General features: G+C 68.3%; 16 protein-coding genes. 6 read left to right on the top strand and 10 right to left on the bottom strand.

From position 1 onward, the window contains the following. Positions 1-17 precede the first annotated feature (17 nt). Together NMQ11_RS06590 and NMQ11_RS06585 are read right to left on the bottom strand one after the other, a co-directional pair. A complete protein-coding gene (locus NMQ11_RS06590) occupies positions 18-374 on the bottom strand; it encodes a hypothetical protein (protein ID WP_255170617.1) in 357 nt (118 codons plus the stop codon). Positions 375-509: 135 nt separating this feature from the next. Further along, positions 510-992, bottom strand: a complete 483-nt coding sequence (locus tag NMQ11_RS06585) for a deoxyuridine 5'-triphosphate nucleotidohydrolase (RefSeq protein WP_255170616.1) — start codon at positions 990-992, stop codon at positions 510-512. A gap of 229 nt (positions 993-1,221) precedes the next feature. Between NMQ11_RS06585 and NMQ11_RS06580 the strand changes: the two genes are divergently transcribed. From NMQ11_RS06580 to NMQ11_RS06570, 3 genes are all read left to right on the top strand, one after another. Further along, the gene (locus NMQ11_RS06580) at positions 1,222-3,192 is read left to right on the top strand and encodes an aconitate hydratase (protein WP_255170615.1); all 1,971 of its coding nucleotides are present in this window, start codon (positions 1,222-1,224) and stop codon (positions 3,190-3,192) included. Positions 3,193-3,340: 148 nt separating this feature from the next. Next, positions 3,341-4,012: a helix-turn-helix domain-containing protein gene (locus NMQ11_RS06575; protein WP_255170614.1), complete on the top strand. Its 672-nt coding sequence runs from the start codon at positions 3,341-3,343 to the stop codon at positions 4,010-4,012. Between the two features lie 126 nt (positions 4,013-4,138). Further along, positions 4,139-4,486 (top strand): DUF7344 domain-containing protein, encoded by a 348-nt coding sequence (locus NMQ11_RS06570; RefSeq protein WP_255170613.1) that lies wholly within the window; start codon positions 4,139-4,141, stop codon positions 4,484-4,486. Between the two features lie 15 nt (positions 4,487-4,501). On the opposite strand, the gene solA is transcribed toward NMQ11_RS06570, so the two are convergent. Then, positions 4,502-5,638: an N-methyl-L-tryptophan oxidase gene (gene solA / locus NMQ11_RS06565; RefSeq protein WP_255170612.1), complete on the bottom strand. Its 1,137-nt coding sequence runs from the start codon at positions 5,636-5,638 to the stop codon at positions 4,502-4,504. Positions 5,639-5,677: 39 nt separating this feature from the next. Next, positions 5,678-6,085, bottom strand: coding sequence for a hypothetical protein (locus tag NMQ11_RS06560; protein ID WP_255170611.1), 408 nt, complete (start codon positions 6,083-6,085; stop codon positions 5,678-5,680). Positions 6,086-6,342: 257 nt separating this feature from the next. Between NMQ11_RS06560 and NMQ11_RS06555 the strand changes: the two genes are divergently transcribed. Both NMQ11_RS06555 and NMQ11_RS06550 read left to right on the top strand, forming a co-directional pair. Then, positions 6,343-7,164: a hypothetical protein gene (locus NMQ11_RS06555; RefSeq protein ID WP_255170610.1), complete on the top strand. Its 822-nt coding sequence runs from the start codon at positions 6,343-6,345 to the stop codon at positions 7,162-7,164. A 105-nt stretch (positions 7,165-7,269) separates the two neighbouring features. Continuing rightward, positions 7,270-7,482: a YMGG-like glycine zipper-containing protein gene (locus tag NMQ11_RS06550; protein ID WP_255170609.1), complete on the top strand. Its 213-nt coding sequence runs from the start codon at positions 7,270-7,272 to the stop codon at positions 7,480-7,482. 57 nt (positions 7,483-7,539) lie between these two features. Here the strand turns inward: NMQ11_RS06550 and NMQ11_RS06545 are convergent, their stop codons facing one another. The 6 genes from NMQ11_RS06545 to NMQ11_RS06520 all read right to left on the bottom strand — a co-directional run bounded on the left by NMQ11_RS06545 (position 7,540) and on the right by NMQ11_RS06520 (position 11,993). Beyond that, the gene (locus NMQ11_RS06545) at positions 7,540-8,778 is read right to left on the bottom strand and encodes an MBL fold metallo-hydrolase (RefSeq protein WP_255170608.1); all 1,239 of its coding nucleotides are present in this window, start codon (positions 8,776-8,778) and stop codon (positions 7,540-7,542) included. A gap of 28 nt (positions 8,779-8,806) precedes the next feature. Next, positions 8,807-9,118: a hypothetical protein gene (locus NMQ11_RS06540; RefSeq protein ID WP_255170607.1), complete on the bottom strand. Its 312-nt coding sequence runs from the start codon at positions 9,116-9,118 to the stop codon at positions 8,807-8,809. Further along, the gene (locus NMQ11_RS06535) at positions 9,115-9,405 is read right to left on the bottom strand and encodes a hypothetical protein (protein WP_255170606.1); all 291 of its coding nucleotides are present in this window, start codon (positions 9,403-9,405) and stop codon (positions 9,115-9,117) included. Before NMQ11_RS06535 ends, NMQ11_RS06540 begins: the two co-directional genes overlap by 4 nt. Position 9,406: 1 nt before the next feature. Further along, complete coding sequence (locus NMQ11_RS06530; RefSeq protein ID WP_255170605.1) at positions 9,407-10,879, bottom strand: MATE family efflux transporter; 1,473 nt, start codon at positions 10,877-10,879, stop codon at positions 9,407-9,409. After that, the gene (locus tag NMQ11_RS06525; protein ID WP_255170604.1) at positions 10,876-11,613 is read right to left on the bottom strand and encodes a TetR/AcrR family transcriptional regulator; all 738 of its coding nucleotides are present in this window, start codon (positions 11,611-11,613) and stop codon (positions 10,876-10,878) included. Before NMQ11_RS06525 ends, NMQ11_RS06530 begins: the two co-directional genes overlap by 4 nt. Before the next feature lie 101 nt (positions 11,614-11,714). After that, the gene (locus NMQ11_RS06520; RefSeq protein WP_255170866.1) at positions 11,715-11,993 is read right to left on the bottom strand and encodes a WNWW family protein; all 279 of its coding nucleotides are present in this window, start codon (positions 11,991-11,993) and stop codon (positions 11,715-11,717) included. A 418-nt stretch (positions 11,994-12,411) separates the two neighbouring features. On the opposite strand from NMQ11_RS06520, the gene NMQ11_RS06515 reads away from it, so the two are divergent. Beyond that, positions 12,412-12,804: a 30S ribosomal protein S6e gene (locus NMQ11_RS06515; protein ID WP_255170603.1), complete on the top strand. Its 393-nt coding sequence runs from the start codon at positions 12,412-12,414 to the stop codon at positions 12,802-12,804. Positions 12,805-12,817 lie beyond the last annotated feature (13 nt).

The following is a 12,817-nucleotide window of genomic DNA, read 5'->3' as shown; positions in this document are numbered from 1 at the left end:
CACGTCGGTCCCGGCCGCTAGACGCCGGGGACGCCGACCGCGCCGAACTCGGTGAGGCCGACGAACGCGAGCAGGTACAGCGCGATCAGCACCGTCACCCACGCGACGAGGGCGATCATCGCCGCGGCGGTCCACCCCGCGGGGTACCGGAAGTTGATCACCGCGATGTAGGCGAGCAGGGCGAGCAGCGGCCCCAGCAGCGGGATCCACCCCACGAAGAAGCCGACGATCGCCCAGATGATCGCCCCTAACAGCGCGGTGACGATCGCGTGATCGTAGTCGCCGGCGCCGACAATTACGCGCGCGCCGACGTAGATGCCGACTGCGCCGATGAGCAGGCTCACGAGGAACACGACGAGTGATGCGACGACCATACGTTCCGTGCACCAGAGAGAGGGAATAGTCTCGTGCTTGCACGTTCCGTCTAGGCGGGAGTTAACTCGAGATCGGATACCTCCACCGGTCTCGCACGGCTCGAGCCCCGGTTCGGATCGGTCGGCTCTCCGAGATCAGTCCAGGTTCTCGCCCTGGTAGCTGCCGTCGTAGATTTCCTCGTGGTCGGCCTCGGCGAACACCAGCTGGGCGATCCTCGCGCCGCGCTCGAGTTCGATGTCGTGGTGGACCTGCAACAGCCCCTCGCCGCGGCCCTCGTAGCCGGCGTCCCAGACGGCGGTGTTGAGCATACAGGAGTTGCGCATCAGCGACGAGCGGGGGTAGACGAAGCCGACGTGTCCCTCCGGAATCGCGATCCGCTCGCGGTAGCGGGCGACGTAGGTGCCCTCGGGGAGGTAGTAGGTGTCGGGCGCTTTCCGGTCGAGTTGCTCGAGCGGGCGGGCGACCCGGTCGCCGATCTCCGTGCCGTCGGCGGTGATGCGGCCGGGCTCGAGCTGGTCGAAGACGACGTCGAGGGTGAGGTCGACGCCGTTGGGCTGGACCTGGTCGGCTGCGGTCGGGGAGACGTGGTCGGCGACGAAGGCGCCGGAGCGGTACATGTTCCGAGAAGTCGGCGGAGTCGGGAAAAGCGTATCGCGTTCGAGCGGCCGAGGGAGGTGCTGGCACGTCCGACCGTGTCGCGCCCGTGCGGGTCCCCGGTCCACGTGGCCGTTCGTCCGATCCCGGCGCAATCCTTGCGCGAGAACGTCCGGTTCGGACGAATGTACATGGTCTTCCGCGACAGAACACGCTGGATTTATCACTCGGGGCGGCCGATATCCGGACGCTATGGGACAAACGCTTACGGAGAAAATTCTCGAGGACCACCTCGTCGAAGGCGAGCTCGAAACCGGCGAGGAGATCGGGATCGAGATCGACCAGGTACTGACCCAGGACACGACGGGGACGATGGTCTGGCTCCAGTTCGAGGCGATGGGACTGGACGAGGTCCAGACCGAGATCGCCGCCCAGTACTGTGACCACCAGACCTACCAGTTCGACTTCAAGAACACCGACGACCACCGCTTCCTTCGTTCTGCCGCCGGCACGTACGGCGCTCACTTCTCGCGCCCCGGCAACGGCATCTGTCACAACGTCCACCGCGAGAACTTCGCCGCGCCCGGTAAGACGCTGCTCGGCTCCGACAGCCACACACCCACGCCCGGCGGACTCGGCCAGCTCGCCATCGGCGCCGGCGGAATCGACGTCACCGTCGCGATGGGCGGCGCTCCTTACTACATCGAGATGCCCGAGGTCGTCGAAGTACGGCTGGAGGGCGAACTCCCGGAATGGGCCACCGCGAAGGACGTTATCCTCGAGATGCTGCGCCGGCTCTCCGTCAAGGGCGGCGTCGGCAAGATCCTCGAGTACACCGGCCCCGGCGCCGAGAGCCTCACCGCCCCCGAGCGGATGACGATCACCAACATGGGCACCGAGCTCGGCGCGACGAGCTCGATCTTCGGCACCGACGAGCAGACCGAGGACTACTTAGAGCGCGTCGACCGCGGCGACGAGTACGTCGAGCTCCAGCCCGACGACGACGCCGAGTACGACGACCAGATCGTCGTCGACTTAGACGACCTCGAGCCGCTGATCGCGACGCCGTCGATGCCCGACAACGTCGTCCCGGTCCGCGAGGTCGCCGGCACCGACGTCGAGCAGGTCATCATCGGCTCGTGTACCAACGGCGCCTACGAGGACATCCTCCCGGCCGCGAAGATGCTCGAGGGCCGCGAGGTCGACAAGAAGACCGAGATGATCGTCGCCCCGGGCTCCAAGCAGGCCTCCGAGATGCTCGCCCGCGAGGGGTGGGTCGCCGAGATGATGGCCGCCGGCGTCAACTTCTCCGAGGCCACCTGCGGGGCGTGTATCGGCATCGGCCACGTCCCCGCCTCCAACTCCGTCTCGCTGCGGACGTTCAACCGCAACTTCGAGGGCCGCTCGGGTATCGAGGACGACAACGTCTACCTCTGTTCGCCGGAGGTCGCCGCCGCCGCGGCGCTGGCCGGCGAGATCGTCGACCCCCGCGACCTGGCCGACGAACTCGGCGACCTCGAGGACCCTGGCTTCGAGCTTCCCGACGAGTACACCGGCTCGAAAGCCGACCTCATCAGCCCCGAGGAGGCCGTCGACGACGAGCTCGTCAAGGGCCCCAACATCGGCGACGTGCCGCTTCGCGACCAGCTCGCGGGCGACCTCGCCGGCGAGGCGCTGCTCAAGATGGGCGACAACATCACGACCGACCACATCATTCCCGCGACCCAAGACATCCTGATGTACCGGTCGAACGTCCCCAAACTGAGCGAGTTCACCCTCTCCCGCGTCGACGAGACGTTCGCCGAGCGCGCCCTCGAGGCCGACGGCGGCTTCCTCGTCGCCGGCGAGAACTACGGCCAGGGCTCCTCGCGCGAACACGCCGCGCTCTGTCCGATGTACCTCGGCGTCGAGGGCGTTCTCGCCCAGAGCTTCGCCCGAATTCACCGCGCGAACCTCTTTAACTTCGGGATCATCCCGCTGACGATCGACGAGGAGGCCTACGAGAACATCGACCAGGGTGACGAGATCGAGATCGTCGACGACGTCCGCGAGGCCGTCACGAGCGGCGCCGAGGAGTTCACCGTCCGCGTCAACGACGACTACGAGATCACGGCCCAGCTCAACGCCTCCGAGCGCGAACGCGACATCCTCGCCGCGGGCGGCAAGCTCTCCTGGACGAAAGACCAGGCGGAGGACTCCGGCGCCGCCACCGCCGACGACTAGCCGCGTTCGTCCCCTGCGTTTTTCGCTTCGGGTGTGGTCGGCGCCTCGAGGCGCCGACTCGCGACCGTCGGTCTGCGTTCTTCCGAGGTCGTGTCCGCCATCGGTTCGTGAGCCAAGTGTCAAGCATCACCCGGTCGAATACCGACCCATGAGCGTCATCGTCGAATTCACGGTTCCGACCGACGAGTTCCTGTTCGGCTCTACGCTGACGGCGAACTGCGACGTCGCCGTCTCGCTCGAGGAGATCATCCCGACGGACGCGACGACGATCCCGTACTTCTGGGCGACCGGCGCGGACCTCGAGGCGTTCGAGCGGCGGGCCCTCGCCGACCCGCACATCGACGCCATCACGCAGTTCGACCGGATCGACGACAGCGCGCTCTACCGGGTCGACTGGCACCACGACGACGTCGGCCTGCTCGAGGCACTCGTCGAGACGGGCGCGGTCGTTCTCGAGGCGTACAGCGAGGAGAACGCCGAGGCCAACCGGTGGAACTTCCGGGTCCGGTTCCCGAACCACGACCTCCTTGGACAGTTCTACAACGTCTGTACCGACCACGGGATCGCCATCACTATCGGCCGGGTCTACACGCTCACCGAGGCCTCCCGGGCCGGACGCGCGTTCGAACTGACGCCGGATCAGCGGGAGGCGCTCGTCCTCGCCGTCCGCGAGGGCTACTTCAAGGTTCCCCGGGAGACGGATCTCGGCGAGATCGCAGCCGAACTCGGCATCTCCCAGCAGGCGACCTCGAAACGGATCAGGCGCGGGGCGGACAAGGTGCTCCGGACGTCGCTGCTCTCGCCGGCGGAGTACCGGTAACCCCTCGAGCGCGCTCGAGAGGGTGACTGACGGCGTTCACTTCCGGCACCCGTGAGTGTACACCACATAAACTCGTTGTTATGCCCACCACAGGTTGCAACTGTCTCCCGACCGAACGCGATTTTGATGGCGGATCCACTCCCCACGACCGCGTTCGACGTGCTGGCCCATCCGGTGCGTCGACGCCTCGTTCGTCACCTGCACGACTACGAGGAGCGGTCGATCGCAGTCGACGACCTCGCGACAGCTCTCGCCGGTCGCGTTTCGAACGGTGCGGCGGCGACGCGCACACCCTCGTCCGCCGAGCGCCTCGAGATCGAACTCCACCACCTCCACCTGCCCAAGATGGCGGACGCGGGCGTCATCGAGTACGACCGGGCGAGCCACCGCGTCGTCGTCCGCGAGATTGGACCGGTCTACGACGTGCTCCGGCGGACCGTCCCCCTGGAACCGGCCGCCGAGCGGTGTGAGTGAGCCGGTCCCTCCTCCTTACTCCCGGTCGAACCGGTCGCAGGCGAACATCCCGATCTCGTGGTCGGTTTCGCCCTCGAGCGCGAGGTCGGCCAGCACCTCGCCCATCGCGCTGGCGAACTTGAACCCGTGTCCCGAGAAGCCGGCGCCGACGACGACCCGCGGCCGGTCGGGCAGCGTGTCGACGACGAAGTGCTCGTCGGGCGTATTCGTGAAGAGACACGTCTTGAGGCGCATCGTCGGCCCCGTCCCCGTCGGGAAGTACCGCTCGGCGAACTCGCGAAGGACGCGCTCGTCCTCGCGGGTCGGCTCGCGGTTCATGGTCTCGGGGTCGACGGCCTCCTCGCGATGGTGGTACTTCCCGAACTTGAAGCCGGGGACGCCGTAGACGGGGAAGCCGTAAAACCGTCCCTCGGGGACCTGCAGGTTCCAGACGGGGTGGCTATCCGGCGTGAAGTGCGCCGGTTCCTCGGGCTGGAGCCACGCCAGCACCTGCCGCTCGGGGACGAGCACGTCAGCGAGGTCGTCGACGAACCGCCCGGTCCACGCGCCCGCGGTGAACACGATCGAGTCGGCCTCGTAGCTCCCGCGGTCGGTCTCGACGCGAACGCCGTCGGCCGTCGACTCCCACTCGAGGACGCGCTCTCGCGCCCGGATCGTCGCCCCCCGGTCGTGGGCGCGGTCGACGTGGGCGACGATGCACCGCTCGGGGACGAGGAAGCCCCCCTCGGGCTGGTAAATCCCCTCGTACCCCTCGGGGAGGTCGTAGCCCGGAAACCGCTCGCGGATCTCGGCGGCGGTCAGGCGCTCGTACTCGAGACCGTGTTCCTCACACGAGCGCTCTGACCCGTCCACGAGCGGGTCGTCGGGCGGTCCCGCGTCGATCGACCCCGTCCGGTAGAGCAGTTTGCGGTCGTGCTCGGCCTCGAGGTCGTTCCACCGCTCGTAGGCGCGCCGGAGCAACGGAACGTAATCCGGGCCTTCGTAGTACGCCAGGCGAATGATCCGGGTGATGCCGTGCGAGGAGCCGTAGCCGTGGGGGACATCGTAGCGCTCGAGGCCGAGGACGTCGACCCCGCGGTCGGCGAGTTCGGCGACGGTCGCGCTGCCCATCCCGCCGACGCCGACGACGATGACGTCGTACCGGTCGCTCATGACCGCCGGTACGTCGACCGGCGCCAAAGCGTTTCCCGCTCACGGGTCCCGTTTGCGCGCCGCTCGTTCGCGCAGCCGCCGTTTCTGCCGTCGCTCGCTCACGTGATCGAGCCCGTCGGCCAGCTCGTCGCGCACGTCAGCTTCGAAGGCGACGACGTCCTCGAGGAACGTCCCGGAGAACTCCTCGACCAGCTCGAACGTCCACTGGTCGCTGATCGCGCCCGCGGGGAGGTGGTCGTCCCGCAGCGCGTCGGCCCGCTCCTCGTGGCCTGCCTCGCGGAGGCGCTCTTCCGCGTCGGCGATCCGATCCATGGCGTGGCCGAGTTCGTGGTGGAACGCGAGGAGGGTCCCGTGGGCGCGGTGAACGTACTCGGTCCCTAGCTGGAGGTCGTGGAGCGCGGCTTCCTCGGCGTCGCTCAACTCGAGGTCGTCCGGATCGGTCACCATACGCGCACCGACCACGAGGGCGGTGATAAACGGCGGCGGTGACGAACCGTCGCGGGCCGGCAACGCGCGCCGATTCACGCACCCGTCAGAGAGACCCTGTCGGCCGAAATGACGTTCGTCGTCCGCGCGAGTCACGGAGTAATCCGTCGGAGTTCGCACCGAACGCGGTCGCCGAGGTCGAGTACGCGTACTGGCGCCGCTTCAGTCGCCGACGCGAGAGGCACGGCTATATGTGTCTCCGGTGTCGTGTCTCGAGCATGATCCGTGTTTCCGGACCGTCGCTCGCGGCGGGCGCGGTCGGCGGTCTCGCGAACGCCGGCGTCGTCCTCGCGCTGTACGCCCGCGGGGGGTATCCGGCGCTCGAGTCAATCGCTGAAATCGGGTCCCTCGCGGCGACGGCGTTCGCCCTCGGGTTCGCGGCGCTGTTCGTCTCGGCGCACACCCGGCTGGTCTCCCCGGCGCTCGGTTTTTTCGCCGCCCTCGCCGGCGCCACGTCCCTCGAACTCACCTCGCCGATGCCCGAGTGGAGCGAACTCGGCGAGTACGTGATCGTCGAGGGACCGATCCACGCCGCCAGCTACGCGAACACGTGGTACGTCTGGTTCGCGCTGTTGCTGGTCGCGGGAACCGTCGAGTTCGCGGTCCGGCGCGGGTACGGGATCGGCGACCGGCGACTGCGACACCTGCCCGCGCTCCCGCTCTCGCGGCCCGCCCTCGTCGGAACCGTCCTCGGAGCATCCGGGCTCGTCGGCGCTGCGACGACGGCGCTGGTGATTCGATCCGGAATCCGCCCGACGGCGGCCGCACTGGTGGTCTTCGTCGTCGCGACCGCGGTCGCCGCCGTTCCGCTCGCGGCGCTGCTCGCCAGGGGGCTGCTCGCGCCGGCCGCCCTGTTCGCGGCGCTGGTCCCGTACTTCCTCGCCGTCGAAGTGTTCGTCACGACCGATAGCCCGGTGCACATCCTCCTGTTCGGCCCCTACGCGGTCGTCCTCGTCGCCGTCTGGGCGCTCGAGGCGGCGCTCAGGTCGCGACTCCGGGGGTGGGACGGCGGTCGATTCGTCGGCCGGGAACCGGTGTGAGAGGCGGATCGGCCCCGCTGGCCGCCGTTTTCAGTCGGCCGTCGAGAAACGCGAACACCTCGACCGTGGCAGTTTATTTATGCACGCACGTCGTTGACAGCGCACATGTCATCGGTACGCCTCGAGCGCGCTCTCAGTCGCGCCCGTCACGCCGCGATCGGTGCGGGGATCGGCGCCGCGATCGGCGGTCTGTACAGTCGAAACGCCGCGAGCACCGGCGCCGCCGTCGGCGCGCTGGTCGGCGCGACCATCGGCGAGAAGCGGGTGTCGGCCCGCTCCCGCGTCGATCGGATGCTCGAGGATCGGCAGACGGAGTGATCGCGGCGGCGCTGACCGACTCGAGCCCGCTTCCGGAAACCGATTTTCGCCGCCCGGTCAGTACCGGACGACGTCGCCGAGCGACGGCGCTGTCGCCGCGTAGCCGTCGTCGGCCAGCGCCGCCGCGAACGCCGCACAGCGGTCGCCGTGGACGACCGCTATCGTCGCGTCCCGGTAGGACTCGAGGAACGACTCGAGGCCCGCCCGGTCGGCGTGCGCGGAAAAATCGTAGGCCTCGACCCGGGCGCTGATCGGCATCACCCGGCCGTCGATCTCGGCGCTGCCGGTCTCGAGCAGTTCGCGGCCGGGGGTTCCCTCGACCTGGTAGCCCGTCAGCGCGATCTTGTTGACCGGATTGGTTCGGATCTCGGGGACGTACGTCATCGCGGGGCCGCCATGGAGCATCCCGCTGGTCGTGACGATCACGGTGTTCTGCTCGGCGATCCGTTTGCGCTGGCCGTCGCGACCGTCGACGAACCGGGCGTTCCCCTTCGCCCGTCGCAGGCGGTCGGGGTCGCGCAGGAACCCCCGGTTGCGCGGGCGCAAGAACAGTTCGGTGACCCGCTTTCCCATCCCGTCGACGTAACACTCGAGGCCGTGGCGCTCGCAGAGACAGAGCATCTCCTGGGTGCGGCCGATGGCGAAGGCGGGGACGACGACGGTGCCGCCCTCCCAGAGGGTCGTTCGCAGGCTCTCGGCGAACTCGCGTTCGATCTCCGCGCGGGGACGGCGGGTCGTCTCGGCGTAGGTGCTCTCGCAGACGACGATATCGGCGTCGGGACGGGCCGTCGTTCCCGCGACGAGCTGTTGGTCTTCGGTGTGAAAGTCGCCGGTGTACAGCAGGCGGGTGTCGCCGTCGCTCACGAGGACGTGGGCGCTGCCGGGGATGTGGCCGGCGTCGAAGAACGTCACCTCGTAGCCCGCGGCGGTGAAGGGCTCGCCGTAGCCGTGAGTTTCCGACACCTGGGTGAGCCGGGCGAGTTCGGCCTCGGTGAACGGGCAGTTGTAGGTTCCGCCGTGCAACTCGAGGGTGTCCCGCGCCAGCACCATCGCGAGGTCGTACGTCGGGGGCGTCCAGTGGACGGGCGGTCGGGCGTCGCCCGAGAGGAGCGTCGGCAGGGAGCCGACGTGGTCGAGGTGGCCGTGGCTGACGACGACCGCGTCGGGGTCGACGTCGCCGACCGGAAACGCCGGCGGGTTGCCGGAGTCCATTCCGAAGTCGAGCAGGAGCGAATCGTCGACGAGGATCGCACTGCGGCCGATCTCGCCCGCGCCGCCGCAGAACTCGAGTTTCATCGTCGCCGCCGGCTCGTCCGCCGGTCGTTCATCGGTCCGCGCCCCGCCGAGTGGCGACGCCGAGCAGGTAGACGTCGAGCAGGCAGACGAGGACGACCGCGAGGGGGACGGCCACGTCGGCGTAGTTCACCGCGTCGAACTGGAGGGCGGTGACGACGAACGGCGAGCCGGGATCGAACGCCCCCGACAGCGAGCGCGCGCTCAGAAAGCCGATCGCGAGGACGTAGAGCCCGAACCAGATCGCCCCGCGTTTCCAGTATCCGAGATAGCAGTGGCCGGCGCCGGCGACCAGCACCGACAGCGGATACGCGGGCCAGATCGGTCGGGTGGAGCCGCTCATTCCTGTTCCTCGTACTGAGTGGGGAGTACGGTAACGTACTTGAGTCGTGCGATCGTGTCGGCGTCGAGAGCGGTCTCGTCGCTGACCGCCTCGAGCGAGCTGACCGCGCTCTCGAGGGTGCCGGTCGGGACCGGGGACTCGCCTCGAGCGAACTCGGTGGTGGCGCGACACAGCGCGACCGGGAGGGACCGGTCGGCGGGCGTGAGCGCCTCGGTGACGGTCGTGCTGACCGCCGGCGAGGACCGGTTCGCGGGAGCGATACCGTCGTGGAGGTCGTGTTTTGGCATCTCAATCACCTGGTGTCGGCGCGGGGACGTCCTCGCTGACGACGTTCTCGGTCCAGGTTCCCCGCAGGAACCAGGCCGCCGTCGTGAGCGCCGAGAGGACGTAGGAGATGGCGATGGCGTACCAGACGCCGTAGACGCCCATGTCGAAGTAGACGATCCCGACGGCGGCGACGGGAATGCGGTACACCCACAGCTCCTGGATCGAGAGCACCATCGCCGCGCGGGTCGAGCCGCTGCCTCTGAGCCCGCCCAGCAGCATCTGGAACACCCCGAGGAAGACGTAGGAGGGGCCGGCGATCAGGATGTAGGCGGCGCCGTACTCGACGACCTGACTCGAGTCCTCGCCCTCGATGAAGAAGGCGGTGATCTCGTGGGCCAGCGGGTAGGCGACGGCGACCACGACGGCGAAGACGGCCACGATGACGATCGAACTGAGCGTGACCGCCCGCTTGGCCCGGTCGACCTGTTCCGCGCCGAGGTTCTGGCCGACGACGGTTTCGGTCCCGCGGGCCAGCCCCAGCGCCGGCAGGAACATCAGCGAGGAGAGCCGGTTGACGATGCCGTAGGCCGCGACGGCTTCCGTGCCGGCGAGCGCGATCAGCGCCGTGAGGACGGTGATGCCGAACGCCCGAAAGCCCTGCTCGGTCGCGATGGGCGCGCCGATGTCGAGGATCTTCCTGACCGTTTCGGGCTTGAGCCACAGATCCGACAGGGAGGGCTCGAGCCCGACCCGGCCGGAAAAGAGCAGGTACATCCCGGCCACCGCGGCGACGCCGCGCGAGAAGACCGTCGCGATTGCCGCCCCCTCGACGCCGTAGCCGTCGAAGCCGGTGGCGGCGTACAGCGAAGACTCGAGGCCCGTCGCGCCGACCCAGGCGAAGACGGGGTTCTCGCTGAAGCCGAGGATCAGGAACGGATCGAGGACGACGTTGAGCAGGACGCTGATCCCCATCAGGTACAGCGGCGTTCGGGTGTCGCCCCAGCCCCGCGAGAGGGCGTCGAAGATGAAAAACCAGAACATGAAGCTCACGCCGAGGAAGACGATCCGGGTGTAGGAGACCGCGTAGACGTAGGCGTCGGTGCCGGGTTCGGCCCCCACGAGCCGGATCAGCCACGGCGACGTGAGGTAGCCGATCGCGGCGAACACGACCGCGACGATCGTGACGAACGAGAGCGTCTGACCGGCGACGTGGTGCGATCGAGTAAAATCCTTCGCGCCCTTGTACTGGGAGACGAGGACCGTGCCGGCGACGGTCAGCCCGCCGCCGACGCTGACCATCAGGAAGACGATCGCCCAGGAGTACGACAGCGCGGCGACCGCGTCGCTGCCAAGCCGGCCGACCCAGTAGGTGTCGGCGAGGTTGTACCCCACCTGGAGCATCTGCGAGAGGACGATCGGCGCCGACAGCACCATCAGTGGCGTGAACAGTTCGCCGTCGGTGACGTTCACCGAGCGGTCCGTCTTCTTGCTCATTCGGCGGCGTCACCGCCCGCCCCCTCCGCCGCGGACGATTCCCGTTCGTCGCCGTCCGCCAGTTCGTCATCGTCTCGGCGATCGTTTCCGCCGTCGTTCGCCCCGCCGCCGCTGCCGCCAGCCGATGTGAGGTCGACCGGCAGCGTCGTCTCTCCGACCAGCAAATCGTCGATGATCTCGGCGGTCGCCGCCGACCGGACCTGCTCGAGGTAGGCGTCCCGGCCGATCGTCAGCTGGCGGATGCGCGCGCCGTCGAAGGCGGCGATCAACAGCGCCGCCATCTCCGTCGTGTCGTGGTCGCGAAAGTCGCCGGCCTCGATACCCGCCTCGAGGATCTCCTCGAGGGTTTCGCGGAGCCGGTCGTCGCTCTTTCGGAGCTGTTCGCGGTAGCGCTCGTTGTACGGCGCCTGGGTGCGCAACTCGAGTAACGCGGTGTGAAACGAGGTGCGCTCGGCGTCGTCGGGGCTGTAGAGGAACCAGTCGACGAACGTCGCCAGCCGCTCGATCGGCGGCAGGTCGCGGCTCTCCTCGACGCGCTCGTCGAAGCGCTCCAGGAGGTACTCGATGAAGTCGGCGACGAGGTCCTCCTTGGAGTCGTAGTGGTAGAACAGCAGGGACTTGCTCTTGTCGGTGCGGTCGGCGATGTTCTGTGCCGTGAGATCCGTGTAGCCGTGTTCGCAGAGGGCCTCGTAGGTCGCAGTCATAATCGCTTCGCGGGCGCTCGTATCGGTCACTAACTGACTAGTTAGTCAGGAAACTCAAAGATGTTTCGCTTCGAAGGCTTCTCTCGAGAACGTGACCGTACCGCAGGCCCGCGAGTCGATCGGAGGTTTCGCTACCGACGGTAGCGCTGCACGCCGAAGCGTTCGTAGCCGCCGTAGGCGATCTCGAGCGAGCCTATCCACCAGTTCCACCGGTCGGCCGGCTCGCCGTCGGGGGCGTCGGTCAGCTCCTCGAGGACGACCGCGTTCGTCAGTTCGCTCCCGACGTCGGCGGCGTACCGCCCCGAATCGTCGAGGTCGGCCGCCTGGCGGGCGACGACGCGGGCTTGGCCGTCGGTTCCGCCGAAGGCCTCGCGGAGGCGTGCCTCGAGCGGCTCGGGGTCGATGCTCACGGGCGGGAGTAGGTGTGGGAAGTACTTGGTTCGGACGGGTCGGGCGGACTCGAGGTTACCGTATGACTCCACGCACCAGCCGAATTCGGTGGCCGGGAGTTCGTGTCCGTCACGTCCGTGACGGACCGAACGACTCGGGGGAGGGCAGGGCCTGGCGCAATCACCGCGAGCGAACGATAGCGCGGCACGAAGTGCCGCGAGACGGCGAACGGCGCCAGCCGTGAGCCAGTGAGCGAGCGGGCCGACGACTGACCCAGAAGCCGCGCGTCGCGCGCCTGTCGGGGAGGGAGGAGGCTTTTGATCGACCTTTTGTCGAGGGACAGCGCGCTCGCGGCGGGAATCCCACCGCGAGCGCGCCAGACCGCAGCACAAAAGGTCGATCGACGTATTTTTGACCGCCGGACGATTTCTCCCGTCCATGGCAAGTTTCACTATCGTCGTTGGCGACCCCGAATCGGGGGCGTCACACCAGTTCGAGGCGGAGGATCAGGACGCGAACCGGTTCATCGGCAAGTCGATCGGCGACATCGTCGACGGCAGCGCGGTCGGCCTCGACGGATACACGCTCGAGATCACCGGCGGCTCCGACGACGCTGGGCGCCCGCTGAACGGCACCGTCGCCGGCGCGAACCTCAAGGAAGTGCTGATGAAGGGGCGCCAGACGGGATACAAACCCCGACGTGATGGCGAGCGCCGCCGCATCACCGTCCGCGGCCGCGAGGTCTCCGACGCCGTCGCCCAGATCAACACCTCGGTCGCCGAGTACGGCGAGACGTCGATCGACGACCTGCTCGGCGAGGACGACGAGTAACCCCTCCTCTTTC

Origin of the sequence: Natrononativus amylolyticus (assembly GCF_024362525.1) — an archaeon.
Taxonomy (GTDB): Archaea; Halobacteriota; Halobacteria; order Halobacteriales; family Natrialbaceae; genus Natrononativus; species Natrononativus amylolyticus.
The sequence above is the reverse complement of the archived record's forward strand: the minus strand, read 5'-3'. Positions and strand labels throughout refer to the sequence as shown.